Source organism: Pumilibacter intestinalis (assembly GCF_943193005.1).
GTDB classification, from domain to species: Bacteria; Bacillota; Clostridia; order Christensenellales; family Pumilibacteraceae; genus Pumilibacter; species Pumilibacter intestinalis.
The window spans coordinates 1-12,092 of sequence record NZ_CALPCH010000030.1; the positions used below are offsets into that span (position 1 = coordinate 1).

Annotated in this window: 13 protein-coding genes and 1 pseudogene; 11 read left to right on the forward strand and 3 right to left on the reverse strand. The window is 52.9% G+C overall.

Translation table 11 applies throughout. The annotated features are described in order from the left end of the window. Positions 1-320 precede the first annotated feature (320 nt). The 5 genes and pseudogenes from NFR55_RS09990 to NFR55_RS10010 all read left to right on the forward strand — a co-directional run bounded on the left by NFR55_RS09990 (position 321) and on the right by NFR55_RS10010 (position 4,073). A complete protein-coding gene (locus NFR55_RS09990; protein ID WP_251548658.1) occupies positions 321-530 on the forward strand; it encodes a helix-turn-helix domain-containing protein in 210 nt (69 codons plus the stop codon). 191 nt (positions 531-721) lie between these two features. Then, complete coding sequence (locus NFR55_RS09995; protein ID WP_251548660.1) at positions 722-892, forward strand: hypothetical protein; 171 nt, start codon at positions 722-724, stop codon at positions 890-892. A gap of 126 nt (positions 893-1,018) precedes the next feature. Then, positions 1,019-1,888, forward strand: a complete 870-nt coding sequence (locus NFR55_RS10000; RefSeq protein ID WP_251548662.1) for a DegV family protein — start codon at positions 1,019-1,021, stop codon at positions 1,886-1,888. A 717-nt stretch (positions 1,889-2,605) separates the two neighbouring features. Beyond that, positions 2,606-3,076 (forward strand): annotated as a pseudogene (locus NFR55_RS10615) (GlgC family sugar phosphate nucleotidyltransferase); the annotation flags it as partial. A 34-nt stretch (positions 3,077-3,110) separates the two neighbouring features. After that, entirely contained in the window at positions 3,111-4,073 is a 963-nt protein-coding gene (locus NFR55_RS10010) for a ribose-phosphate pyrophosphokinase (RefSeq protein WP_251548665.1), read from the forward strand. A 244-nt stretch (positions 4,074-4,317) separates the two neighbouring features. Here NFR55_RS10010 and NFR55_RS10015 read toward each other — a convergent pair whose 3' ends face one another. Next, positions 4,318-5,412 carry a biotin--[acetyl-CoA-carboxylase] ligase gene (locus NFR55_RS10015; protein ID WP_251548667.1) on the reverse strand — a complete coding sequence of 365 codons (1,095 nt, stop codon included), beginning with the start codon at positions 5,410-5,412 and terminating at the stop codon, positions 4,318-4,320. A 202-nt stretch (positions 5,413-5,614) separates the two neighbouring features. Between NFR55_RS10015 and NFR55_RS10020 the strand changes: the two genes are divergently transcribed. The 4 genes from NFR55_RS10020 (at position 5,615) to bioA (ending at position 9,235) form a co-directional block, all read left to right on the forward strand. Continuing rightward, a complete protein-coding gene (locus NFR55_RS10020) occupies positions 5,615-5,752 on the forward strand; it encodes a hypothetical protein (protein ID WP_251548669.1) in 138 nt (45 codons plus the stop codon). Between the two features lie 103 nt (positions 5,753-5,855). After that, positions 5,856-7,373 carry a biotin synthase BioB gene (gene bioB / locus NFR55_RS10030; protein ID WP_338052330.1) on the forward strand — a complete coding sequence of 506 codons (1,518 nt, stop codon included), beginning with the start codon at positions 5,856-5,858 and terminating at the stop codon, positions 7,371-7,373. Continuing rightward, a complete protein-coding gene (gene bioD / locus NFR55_RS10035) occupies positions 7,366-8,040 on the forward strand; it encodes a dethiobiotin synthase (protein WP_251548671.1) in 675 nt (224 codons plus the stop codon). Before bioB ends, bioD begins: the two co-directional genes overlap by 8 nt. 7 nt (positions 8,041-8,047) lie before the next feature. Beyond that, the gene (bioA, locus tag NFR55_RS10040; RefSeq protein WP_251548673.1) at positions 8,048-9,235 is read left to right on the forward strand and encodes an adenosylmethionine--8-amino-7-oxononanoate transaminase; all 1,188 of its coding nucleotides are present in this window, start codon (positions 8,048-8,050) and stop codon (positions 9,233-9,235) included. Positions 9,236-9,283: 48 nt separating this feature from the next. Here bioA and NFR55_RS10045 read toward each other — a convergent pair whose 3' ends face one another. Then, positions 9,284-9,544 carry a sporulation transcriptional regulator SpoIIID gene (locus NFR55_RS10045; RefSeq protein WP_251548676.1) on the reverse strand — a complete coding sequence of 87 codons (261 nt, stop codon included), beginning with the start codon at positions 9,542-9,544 and terminating at the stop codon, positions 9,284-9,286. Positions 9,545-9,747: 203 nt separating this feature from the next. Between NFR55_RS10045 and NFR55_RS10050 the strand changes: the two genes are divergently transcribed. Together NFR55_RS10050 and spoVG are read left to right on the forward strand one after the other, a co-directional pair. After that, positions 9,748-11,028 (forward strand): UDP-N-acetylmuramate--L-alanine ligase, encoded by a 1,281-nt coding sequence (locus NFR55_RS10050; protein WP_251548678.1) that lies wholly within the window; start codon positions 9,748-9,750, stop codon positions 11,026-11,028. An 89-nt stretch (positions 11,029-11,117) separates the two neighbouring features. Beyond that, entirely contained in the window at positions 11,118-11,396 is a 279-nt protein-coding gene (gene spoVG / locus NFR55_RS10055; protein ID WP_251548680.1) for a septation regulator SpoVG, read from the forward strand. Positions 11,397-11,410: 14 nt separating this feature from the next. Here the strand turns inward: spoVG and trxA are convergent, their stop codons facing one another. Beyond that, positions 11,411-11,716 carry a thioredoxin gene (trxA, locus tag NFR55_RS10060; protein ID WP_251548682.1) on the reverse strand — a complete coding sequence of 102 codons (306 nt, stop codon included), beginning with the start codon at positions 11,714-11,716 and terminating at the stop codon, positions 11,411-11,413. Positions 11,717-12,092: the final 376 nt, after the last annotated feature.

Below are 12,092 nucleotides of genomic sequence, written 5' to 3' on the forward strand. Positions count from 1 at the left end.
GTGGAAAAAAAGTTGTATTTGAAGCGAGTTATATTCTCTTCTGTTTTGTCTATGGCTTGTACCCAGTAATCGCACGCAAGAGAGTTGCATTTTTTAATGCTGCCGCTTTTGCGAGAGAAAGAGCAAAAGCCTTTATCGGAACGAACAAAACGAAAGCTAATGTTTAACGTATAGTATCTTACATAATATTTGCAGTTTTCACATCTTTTGTCCATACTTAGTTCCTCTTCGACTGCTTATTAAGAAATCTTAATACAATTATATCACTAAGAATTCTTAAAGTCAACTACAAAATTAAGAAAACTTAGTATAATATTTGTATGAAAACAATTTTTTCCAAAAGACTAAGAGAATTGCGTGAAGATAAAAATCTTTCTATGCAAGAGTTAGCCGTGATAATAAACGTATCTAATGCGGCGATTTCGAATTGGGAGAATGAAATCAACGAACCCAAAATTTCGTATTTGGCAGCGTTGGCAAAATATTTCGGCGTTTCCGCCGATTATTTGTTGGGGCTTAAAGAAGAATAATTTTCTCATGCGTGGGATTGCCGCGCTCGCATAGCTCGTTCGCAATGACGTTCGTTCTCTCGGCTGAGATTGCCGCGGGCGTAAACGCCCTCGCAATGACGGGGGGGGGTAGCGGTTTACTTGTCATTGCGAGGCATGAAATGCCGAAGCAATCCCAGCCATGAGAAAGGAAAAGAAACTTTATCCGCTCCATGCCTGAGATTGCCGCGGGCGTAAACGCCCTCGCAATGACGTTCGTTCTCTCGGCTGAGATTGCCGCGGGCGTAAACGCCCTCGCAATGACGTTCGTTCTCTCGGCTGAGATTGCCGCGGGCGTAAACGCCCTCGCAATGACGGGTGAAGTAGCGGTTTCTTATATTTAGCCTAATAAAAAGCGCCGAATATTAAAATCAGATTAGAAAATTCGCAACGGCGGGTTTTCTTTTTTACGATGGCGCGGATTTTTGGTATAATAGCGCAAGAGAAAAAGAAGGGAGATTGTTATATTCATGTTCACTTTATCTACCGATACGTCTTGCGACGTAATGCGCGACGAGCTGGATAAGCTCGGTATTCCTTGGGTTCCGCTCACGTTTACCATAAACGGCGAAACTTTTCCCGACGATTTCACGCGCGACGAGCAGTATAAAGATTTTTACGCAAAGGTGCGGGCGGGCGCGATGCCCACAACGAGTCAGATAACGGCGTTTACGCACGAGGAGTATTTCGAAAAGCTCGTTGCGGGCGGCGCGAAAGATATAGTGCACCTCACGCTTTCGGGCGGACTGAGCGCAACTTATCAGTCGGCGTGCTTGGGCGCGAAGGCGGTTGCGGAGCGTCATCCCGACGTGACGATAAACATAGTGGACACGCTTTGCGCAACGCAGGTGCACCACATGGTGCTCGACGACGCGCTCGAACTGAGAAACAAGGGGCTTGGCGGGAGCGAGGCGGCGAAGCTACTCAACGAAGAAACAAAGAAAATCCACGTGTGGATAATCGTAGACGACCTAAAGCACTTAAGGCGCGGCGGACGGGTTTCGGGCGTGGCGGCGGCGATAGGAACGCTTCTAAACATAAAGCCCATGATTGTGTTCGACAAAGAGGGCAAGCTCAAGGTTATGCACAAAGCCAAAGGTTTCAAAAAAGCTCTCGACTACGTGTTGGAATACATGGACGAGTGGGCGCCTAACGCCGACACGGTATACATGGCGCACGCCGACGCCGCCGAAAAAGCCGAAGAAATGAAGGCTTTGATAAAGTCGAAACGCCCCGATTGCGACGTTCGCTACGGCTGGTGCGGACCTGTTATAGGAGCGCACACGGGCGCGGGCATGCTCGGCATAATATTCAAGAGCGAAAAGGAACGCCCGCAGTAACGGCATTGCAAATCGAGAGAAATAAAAAAGTGCTCAAGCGGGTGTGGCTCGCTTGACACAAAGGCAAAATGATACTATAATTATAGCGTTATGGAAAGCGTATTCGGTATTATCCTTAAAGTACATTACGAGTCTGTGGGCGACACCGCCGCAACCGAGGTGTTGGGAAAAACCATGCTCGATTGGGTTAAACTCTCTTTGGGCGAGGAAGTAACCGCGGTTGCCGTTGACTATGACGAAAAGACAGAAATCCCCGCGCAGGTAAAGCATTACGCAGACGCGGGCAAAAAGTATACGGTTGTGCTGTTTTCGGATACGCCGCTCATCACCAAAAAGACGGTGACCGACGCGGTGGCAGTTGCGGAGAACGGCAACCTCAACGTGGTTAAAATGACGCGCGGATACGTTTTCCGCACGGCATTTTTAACGTCTTGCGAAAAACTTTACACCGACAGCACCCACTATTTCACCGAAGAGGATTTTCTCACGGCGAGCACGCCGCACAACCTCGCGCTCATAACCGACGTGATGCGAAATCGCATATTGCGCTATCATGCCGACAGGGGGGTTAGGTTTTCCGACCTCGGCACTACGGTAGTGGAGGGCGACGTTGTGATAGCCGCGGGCGCGAAAATCGGTCCGCAAAACATTCTCAAGGGCAAAACCGTAATAAAAGACGGCGTGAACCTGCTTTATTCCAACGTGCTCGAAGACGCCATAATAGGCGAGGGCGCGGAAATAAACAGCAGCCGCATATACCGCAGTTACATAGGCGAGCGCACAACGGTGGGTCCGTTCGCTTATATAAGACCCGACAGCATAATAGGGCCGGACTGCCGCATAGGCGACTTTGTTGAGATAAAAAAGAGCATTATCGGCGCGGGTTGCAAAGTTTCGCACCTTTCTTACGTGGGCGACTGCGAGATGGGCGAAAAGTGCAACATAGGTTGCGGGGTGGTGTTCGTAAACTACGACGGCAAAGACAAGTTCCGCACCAAAGTGGGCAACCGCGTGTTTGTGGGCAGTAACAGCAACATAATCGCGCCCATGGTGATAGAGGACGGGGCGTTTATAGCGGCGGGCAGCACGCTCAATCAAGACGTACCGGCGGGCAGTTTGGCTATAGCGCGAGCCAGACAGGTAAACAAGCCCGAGTGGCTCGGCAACAAATTCGCGCCCAAAGAATAACGTAACATATTTCACAAAGGAGTTAAAATATATCATGATTGCACACGGCAACAAGATTAAACTGTTTGCGGGCAACGGCAGCCGTAAACTTGCGCAGGCAATAGCCGACAAGCTCAAAATGCAGCTTTCGGACGCGGAAGTGGGCACGTTCAGCGACGGCGAGTGCGCCGTACATATCGGGGAAACCGTTCGCGGTTGCGACGTGTTCGTAATTCAGTCCACCGCCTTTCCCGTAAACGATAACCTTATGGAACTGCTCGTTATGATAGACGCGTTAAGGCGTGCCAGCGCGGGCAGAATTACCGCCGTGATACCCTATTTCGGATACGCTCGGCAAGACCGCAAGGCTCGCGCGCGCGACCCCATCACCGCCAAACTCGTTGCCGACCTTCTCACCAGCGCGGGCGCGGACAGAGTGCTCACGATGGACTTGCACGCGGCGCAGATACAGGGCTTTTTCGATATTCCCGTAGACCACCTTTTGGGTATTCCCGTGCTCACTCGCGCACTCTTAAAGCAAGATTTTATGAAAGACAAAGACGAGATGATTGTGGTATCGCCCGACGTGGGAAGCGTGGGCAGAGCTCGCCAGATGGCGCAAAAGCTCAATCTCAATCTCGCCATAGTGGACAAGCGCAGACCCAAAGCCAACGTAATGGAAGTTATGAACATAGTGGGCGACGTGCGCGGCAAAAAGTGCCTTTTGGTAGACGATATGATTGACACCGCCGGCACTATTACGCAAGGCGCGAAAGCTCTTATCGAGGTGGGCGGAGCTACCGCGGTATATGCTTGCTGTACGCACCCGGTGCTTTCCGGTCCCGCAATGGAACGCCTTGAAAACTCGGTTATAGAAGAACTTTTCGTGCTCGATACCATTGAGCTTCCGCCCGAAAAACGCATTTCCAAAATAAAGGAAGTTACCGTTGCTCCCATTTTCGCCGAAGCCATAGAGTCTATATACGCCGACCTGCCCGTAAGCAAACTTTACGAATAATCAAACGGTTTTAACGCATGAGATTGCCGCGCTCGTAAACTCGCTCGCAATGACAGCATTACCCAACTTGTCATTGCGAGGAGGGCGTAGCCCGACGTGGCAATCTCAAACATGAGAAAGTAACAGCCGCTGTACATGTTCCGTGAATGAGATTGCCGCGCTCGTAAACTCGCTCGCAATGACAGCATTACCCAACTTGTCATTGCCGCGCTTACTGCGTTCGCTCGCAATGACAGGTTGAAAATCAAACGTAGCCGTACAAACCGCGCACCGAGGCCTCGCCGCTGTGCACGGTTTTTTCGTTGCCGTCTTTGTCTATAACAACGAGTCCGAACTCGTCGTCTATGGCTTTTGCGTAAGCCACGCTGTTTTCGTTCGCGGAAACGAGCCGCACCTCTTTGCCTGCGGTTACGTTGTAAGTTCTGTAAATATCGAGATAAGGTTGTTTGTTAAACGGAATATCTTCGCTAAGTTTATCGAGCGACTTAATCATTTCGGCGGCGAGTTTGGCGCGGCTCAGTTTTACGCCCGTGTGCATGTAAAGCGAGGTTGCAACGCTCCTGTATTCTTCGGGGAAATCCTCGGCGGTTTCGTTCACGTTCACGCCCGCGCCTATCACCATGTACTGTATGTGACCGTTCTCGCTCTCTATGCTCATTTCGGTGAGTATGCCGCACAGCTTTTTGCTGCCGAGCGTTAGGTCGTTGACCCATTTTATGCCCGTGCGCACGCCGAACGCGTTCATAACGGCGTTGTGTATCGCCGCCGCAACCCACGCGCTTGCCGACATAACCGAAGCGGCGGTTACGTTTTGCGGGCGCAACAGGGCGGAAAGATACACGCCCTTGCCTTTGGGCGAGGCGAAGCTCCGACCGTAACGCCCCCGTCCCGCCGTTTGGCTTTCGGCAATTACTATTTGACCCGCGGGCGCACCCTCGAGCGCGAGCGAGCGTAGGCGGTTGTTTGTGGAGTCTACGCTTTCGAGACAAAGAACTTTTTCCGTTCTCTCGCTCGGAAGATATGCCGACAGCTCGCCGCAGTTGATAATATCGGGCGAGCGCGTGAGAAGATAGCCGCGGTTTGTTACCGAGGTTATTTCGTATCCGTCGGCGCGCAACGATTTCACGGCGGAATTTACCGCCATGCGGCTTAAGCCCAAAGTTTCGCTTATCTTTTCGCCCGAAACGTAGTCTCGGCTCTTTTTGAGCACGGCTATTACGCTGTCTTTGGTGTTCATGTTAATTATTATATCACGCGCGGGAAATATTGTAAAGTGACTGTGCGTGTTCCATGTATGAGATTGCCACGCGGCTACGCCGCTCGCAATGACGTTGCTCAATATGTCATTGCGAGGGCACTTGTGCCCGAAGCAATCTCCCGCATGAGAAATGGAAAGTGACTGTGCGTGTTCCATGTATGAGATTGCCGCGCTCGCGTTGCTCGCTCGCAATGACAGTTTAGGGCGCACCGTCATTATGACGGTTTGGGTTACTCGGTCATTGCGAGGGCACTTGTGCTCGAAGCAATCCCAAACATGAGAAATGGAAAGTGACTGTGCGTGTTCCATGCAGGGGATTGCCGCGCTCACTGCGTTCGCTCGCAATGACGTTGCTCAATATGTCATTGCGAGGAGGGCGAAGCCCGACGCGGCAATCTCAGCCGATAGAAAGGCGCAGTGACTGTACGCTACAAGAAATGTAAACCATGCAATGTAAACGGTTGACAATTTATAAAATGCAATGCTATAATAATTGTAAACTACACAATAAAAGAGGTTTACAATTGAAAACAAAAGACGTTGCATACATAGCTTTGTTTACCGCTTTGACCGCCGCGGGCGCGTTTATCCGCATTCCCATACCCGTAGTGCCGTTTACGTTGCAGTTCCTGTTCACCAACCTTGCGGGCTTGTTGCTCGGCGGGTGGAAAGGGGCGGCGAGCGTGGGGTGCTACGTTGCGCTCGGGCTCATAGGATTGCCCATATTTACGGGCGGAGGCGGAATTTTTTACGTGCTCGAACCCACGTTCGGTTATCTGCTCGGCTTTGTGGCGGGCTCGTTCGTGACCGGTTTTATCGCGCACAAAAAAGCCCGCCCGTCGTTTTTGAGGCTGCTGCTCGCGGGCTTTGCGGGCTTGGGCGTTGTGTACGCAATGGGCATAGTTTATTACGGGCTCATTTGCAATTTGTACCTTAATTCGCCCATAGGCATAGGCGCGCTGTTCTTATACTGCTTTGTGCTCGCAGTGCCGGGCGATATCGCGCTTTGCGTGGTTGCCGCGCTCACGGCTCAACGCACGCAAGCGTTTATAAGAAGGAGCGAGGCAAAAAAAGGCACGCTTCGCGCTCTCAAGCAAAGAATAATCGCAGGCGGCAGGGCGGAGCGCGAGGACGTGGAACTGTTGCTTCGCGCCGACCTAAGCGAGCTGTGCGCCGCCGCCGACGAGATACGCGCGGCGCGGTGCGGAAACGGGTTCGACCTGTGCTCCATAATAAACGCAAAGAGCGGCAGGTGTGGCGAGGACTGCAAGTTTTGCGCACAGTCGGCAAAGTACGGGGCTAACGCGGAGCACTATCCGCTGTTGAGCGCCGAGCGGATAGTGGAAGCCGCAAAGCGCAGTTGCGAGCTTGGCGCGGTGCGGTTTTCGGTTGTTACCTCGGGCGGAAAGTTGAGCGACGGAGAAGTGGACGCTCTTTGCGAAAGTCTTAGAGCGGTTAAACGCGAAACCGCTGTTTCGCTGTGCGTTTCGGCGGGGCTTATGAGCAAGGAAAACTTTGCTAAGCTCAAGGCGGCGGGCGCGGAGCGGGCGCACTGCAATCTCGAAACCTCGCGGGCGTACTTTCCCAACATTTGCTCCACGCACTCGTACGGCGACAAAATAGCCGCGCTCGAGGCGGCGAGAGAGGCGGGACTCGGTTTGTGCAGCGGCGGCATAATGGGGCTTGGCGAGAGCTTTGCCGACCGCGCGGACATGGCGTTCGAGTTGCGCGAGCTTGGTATAAAATCCGTGCCCATAAATTTTCTGAACCCCATCAAGGGCACGCCGCTCGAAAACGCGCCGCCGCTCTCCGAAGAGGAAAAACGCCGAACGGTTGCGCTGTTTCGGTTCATATTGCCAAACGCGAGCATACGGCTTGCGGGCGGCAGGGCGCTCATGCCCGACGGCGGAAAGGCGTGTTTTTGCGCGGGCGCGAACGCGGCTATCACGGGCGATATGCTCACCACGGCGGGCATTTCGGCGGAGGACGACGTTGCCGTGCTCGGCGGCTTGGGATACGAGGTGAAGAAAGACGATGAATAAAACTTTGTTTGTGACGGGCACGGGCACCGACGTAGGCAAAACCTACGTATCCGCGCTCATACTCAAAAAGCTGGTTGCGCTCGGCGAAAGCGCGGGCTACTACAAAGCCGCCATGAGCGGCGACAAGACCGACGACTTCGGCAATCCCGTAGCCGAAGACGCCGAGTACGCGAAGAGAATTTCGGGCATTGAGCAGAGCGTGGAGAGCATGTGCCCGTACGTGTTTTGCAAGCCCTGTTCGCCGCACCTTGCGGCAAAGTCGGCGGGCGAGCAAATAGACGAGGAAACGATTATGAGCGGATACGGGGCTGTTTTAAGCCGCTACAAGTACGTTGTTGCGGAGGGGAGCGGCGGCATAGTGTGCCCGCTCAGATACGACTCGCAAAAACTGTTCCTTTCCGACGTGATACTCAAAATGAACGCGCCTTGCGTGATTGTCGCAAACTCGGGTTTGGGGGCAATAAACGCGGTTGCGCTCACCGCGCAATATATGCGCTCGCTGGGCATAAAAATCAAAGGCGTGATTTTCAATAATTACGCCGACGACGAAATTTGCCGCGACAACGCGTACATGTGCGAACAAATCACGGGTTTGAAGATTTTGGCGAAGGTGCGCCGCGGCGATACCGAAATTTCCGAGAATGTGAAAGAGTGGTTTCAGAGGTGAAAGCGATATGATTTGGTATCCTTATACGCAAATGAAAAACATGGACGAGCCTCTCGCGGTGGAGAGGGCGGAGGGCGTGTATTTGTATACGAACACGGGCAGGCTCACCGACTCCGTTTCTTCGTGGTGGAGCGCGATACACGGCTACAACCACCCCGAACTGAACGAGGTTGTAAGAAAGCAACTCGAAAAGTTTTCGCACGTAATGCTCGGCGGGCTCACTCACGAGCCTGCGCTCGCACTTAGCGAAAAACTTTCGTCCATGCTTCCCGATACTCTCGATTACTGCTTTTTCTCCGACTCGGGGAGCGTGGCGGTGGAGGTCGCGCTCAAAATGGCGTTGCAGTACGATTTCAACATGGGCGGCAAGCGGCGGGTTGCGCTCGCTCTCGAGCACGCGTATCACGGCGACACGTTCAAGGCGATGGAAATAGGCGACGACGAAGATTATCACTTTGCCTTTCCGCAAAAGAACGGAGTTTTGCATATCCCCGCCGAGATACCCGCGCTCGAAAAGATATTTCGCGAGCGCGGCGAAGACTTTTACTGTTTTATAGCGGAGCCTTTGTTGCAGGGCGCGGGCGGCATGAGGGTGTACGGCGCGGAGTTTTTGCGGCGTGCCCGCGAGCTGTGCGACGAGTACGGCGTGCCGCTCATATTCGACGAGGTTGCCACGGGGTTCGGGCGCACGGGCAACCGCTTTGTTGCCGACCTCGTTTGTCCCGATATTTTGGTGCTCGGCAAGGCTCTCACCGCGGGTTACGCCGGTCACGCCGTAACCGTTGCGAACAAGAGAATATTCGACGGATTTTACGGCGACTCCGAACGGCTTGCGTTTATGCACGGACCTACCTTTATGGGCAACGCGCTCGCGTGCTCCGTTGCGCTCAAGTCTATAGAGATATTCGAGCGCGATAACTACATGGACAAAATCGCGCACATAGAAAAGTTTACGCGCGAATACATGAGCGACTTATGCGACGGGCGCGTAAAGGAGGTGCGTGTGCTCGGCGGCATGGTGTGCGCGGAGGTTAACGACAAATCGGTGCTTAGCGGTTACGCGCAGTTCGCCCGCGAGCGCGGAGTGTTTGCCCGACCTTTTCTCAACTGCATGTACGCTTGCGTGCCTTACGTGATATCCGACGGCGAGCTCGAAAGGGTGCTTTCCGCAATGAAAGAGTGGTTCGAGAGATAAAACGAAAACGCCTCCGCGTAAATCTGCGCAAAGGCGTTTTTCATATATTTATTGCTCTTCGGTAATTCGCTTGTACTTTTCGCGGGTGGCGTTGCCGCCGCGCAAGTGGCGTTCGTTCAAATTCACTTCGAGTATATCTTTTACGCGTGCGTACAGCTCCGAATCTATGGCGCGGAGTCGCTCGGTAACGTCTTTGTGTACGGTGCTTTTGCTTATGCCGAACTTTTCGCCGGCACCGCGCACGGTATCGCCCGTTGCCGCAATATGCTCGGCGAGCGTCCGCGCGCGTGAAACGATATAACTTTTCATTGCGCTACCTCTTTGATTTCGTGTATTAAGATGATATGCGCGATTTCGACAATATATTACTTTTTTCTTTGCGAAAGGGATTGCCGCGCTCGTTGCACTCGCTCGCAATGACATGCTCTCTCAAGCGTCATTGCGAGGGCGTTTGCGCCCGCGGCAATCTCCTGCTTTGTAACATTTTGTTGACCGAGTGAATAAAGTGTGGTATGAGAATTCATTTTGTGGGGTGCGAAGGCGCGAGCATGAAAGTGCTCATGAACATCGCAAAGAGCGACGGAGCGACCGTAAGCGGCTCGGACGCGTTGCTGAACGGGCACAGAGCCGAGTTTGCCGAGGGCGCGGACGAGGTTGTGTATTCTTCCGCCGTGCCTTACGAAAACCCCGAACTCGCTTACGCACGCGAACACGGCATTAAGATATTATCCCGCGCCGAATTTTTGGGCGAGCTTGCCTCGCGCTACGGCACTACCGTTGCGGTTGCGGGCAGTCACGGCAAAACCACGGTAACGGCAATGCTCGGCTGTATTTTCGAGCCGCTCAATCCCACCGTTCACCTCGGCGGGGAATACGGCGGAAAGTGCGGCAGGGTGGGCGGCAAAAAGATATTCGTTACCGAGGCTTGCGAATACAAGCGCAATTTTTTGCACCTGTTGCCCAAGATTTCGGTGGTGCTCAACGTGGAACTCGACCACACCGACTATTACAGGGATATAGCCGATATAACGAGCGCGTTCGACGTATTTTCCCGTTCCGCGCCCGTGCGCGTGCTCAGCGGCGACGACTCCGCGAGCGAACCTTTGCGCCGCGGCAAATACATAACTTTCGGCTTGGGCGAAAACTGCGACTACCGCGCGGCGAACGCGAGCTACTACAGGGGCGGCGCGGAGTTTACTTTATACCGTTTCGGTAAGCCGCTCGGCATAATAAAATTGCGCGTTATGGGCAAACACAACGTGCTTAACGCTTTGGCGGCTTGCGCCGCGGCAATGAGCGCGGGAATGGAATATTCTCTTATAAAGCGGGGGCTGGAGAGCTTCGAGGGAGCGGGGCGCAGGCTGGAATTTCTCGGAAGCGCGGCGGGTTGCGACGTGTTCAGCGACTACGCCCATCACCCGCACGAAATTGAGAGCGTGATAGAGTGCTTGCGCTCGGCGGGCTACGAACGAGTGGGAATAGCGTTCGAGCCGCACACTTATACGCGCACGCAGTCGCTCATGGACGGATTTGTAAAATCGCTTTGCGGCGCGGACGAAATACTGCTTGCCGAAATTTACGCGGCGAGAGAACAGCCGGTTGCGGGCGTGAGTTCGCAGGTTTTGTGTCGCGGCATACTCGACTGCGGGCGTTCGGCACGGGTTTTTTCGCAGTATTGCGAGCTTAACCGAAGCGCGTTGCTCGTAGCCGAAAAGTGCGACGCACTGGTATTTTGCGGCGCGGGAACTATAGATATTGCGGCGCGAAAGTTTGCGCAAATGCAAAAAAATTGAAAAATCGGTGTAAAATCATTGCCTAATCGAAGATATTGTTGTATAATATTACCAACATATCAATAATTTTGTATAGGGTGAAAGCGAAAATGAACATTACTGAAGTACGTATTCGGTTGGTAAAGTCCGACGAAGGCAAACTCAAGGGCGTTGCGTCTATCACTATCGACGACTGCTTTGTTATTCATGACGTAAAAATTATTGAGGGAAACGACGAATTCTTTATTGCCATGCCCAGCAAGAAGACGCCCACCGGCGAATTTAAGGATATTGTGCACCCGCTCAATACCGAAACGCGCGAAAAATTACGCGGCATAGTTCTTGCCGAGTTCGAAAAAGCCAGAAGTCAGGCGGAAGCGGTTAAATAAATTTTATTCGCTTTTTATAACTGCGCGAGTTTCGCGAGGTTGTCTATGGACTGAACGCCCACGGCGCGGGCGGAAATTTCGCCGCCTTTGAATACCATTATGGTGGGAATACTCATAATCCCGAATTTGTTCGCAAGTTCGGGATTTGTGTCGGTATTGACTTTGCAAACCTTTACTTTGCCGTCGTACTTTTGCGCGAACTGTTCGAGTATGGGCGTTTGACTGCGGCAAGGTCCGCACCACGGTGCCCAAAAATCCACCACCACGGGCAATTCGCAGTTTATTTCCGCCGAAAAATTGCTTGCATCGAGTTCTTTCATGTTTTTTTTCTCCTATTTATATTATTTGCGTTACTGTGCCTTTCTCATGCCCGAGATTGCCGCGGGTGCAAGCACCCTCGCAATGACGTTAACATACAACATGTCATTGCGAGAAGGGCGTAGCCCGACGAAGCAATCCCCTGCATGGAACAAGTGCAGAAACTGTGCCTTTCTTATGCCCGAGATTGCCGCGGGTGCAAGCACCCTCGCAATGACGTTAACATACAACATGTCATTGCGAGAAGGGCGTAGCCCGACGAAGCAATCCCATACATGGAACGAGTGCAGAAACTGTGCCTTTCTCATGCCCGAGATTGCCGCGGGTGCAAGCACCCTCGCAATGACGTTAACATGCAACATGTCATTGCGAGAAGGG

Excerpts from the sequence above, each read along its gene's own strand:
- NFR55_RS09990 (WP_251548658.1), top strand. The coding sequence starts at position 321 with ATGAAAACAATTTTTTCCAAAAGACTAAGAGAATTGCGTGAAGATAAA.
- NFR55_RS09995 (WP_251548660.1), top strand. The coding sequence starts at position 722 with ATGCCTGAGATTGCCGCGGGCGTAAACGCCCTCGCAATGACGTTCGTT.
- NFR55_RS10000 (WP_251548662.1), top strand. The coding sequence starts at position 1,019 with ATGTTCACTTTATCTACCGATACGTCTTGCGACGTAATGCGCGACGAG.
- NFR55_RS10010 (WP_251548665.1), top strand. The coding sequence starts at position 3,111 with ATGATTGCACACGGCAACAAGATTAAACTGTTTGCGGGCAACGGCAGC.
- NFR55_RS10020 (WP_251548669.1), top strand. The coding sequence starts at position 5,615 with ATGGAAAGTGACTGTGCGTGTTCCATGCAGGGGATTGCCGCGCTCACT.
- bioD (WP_251548671.1), top strand. The coding sequence starts at position 7,366 with ATGAATAAAACTTTGTTTGTGACGGGCACGGGCACCGACGTAGGCAAA.
- bioA (WP_251548673.1), top strand. The coding sequence starts at position 8,048 with ATGATTTGGTATCCTTATACGCAAATGAAAAACATGGACGAGCCTCTC.
- NFR55_RS10045 (WP_251548676.1), bottom strand. The coding sequence starts at position 9,544 with ATGAAAAGTTATATCGTTTCACGCGCGCGGACGCTCGCCGAGCATATT.
- NFR55_RS10050 (WP_251548678.1), top strand. The coding sequence starts at position 9,748 with ATGAGAATTCATTTTGTGGGGTGCGAAGGCGCGAGCATGAAAGTGCTC.
- spoVG (WP_251548680.1), top strand. The coding sequence starts at position 11,118 with ATGAACATTACTGAAGTACGTATTCGGTTGGTAAAGTCCGACGAAGGC.
- trxA (WP_251548682.1), bottom strand. The coding sequence starts at position 11,716 with ATGAAAGAACTCGATGCAAGCAATTTTTCGGCGGAAATAAACTGCGAA.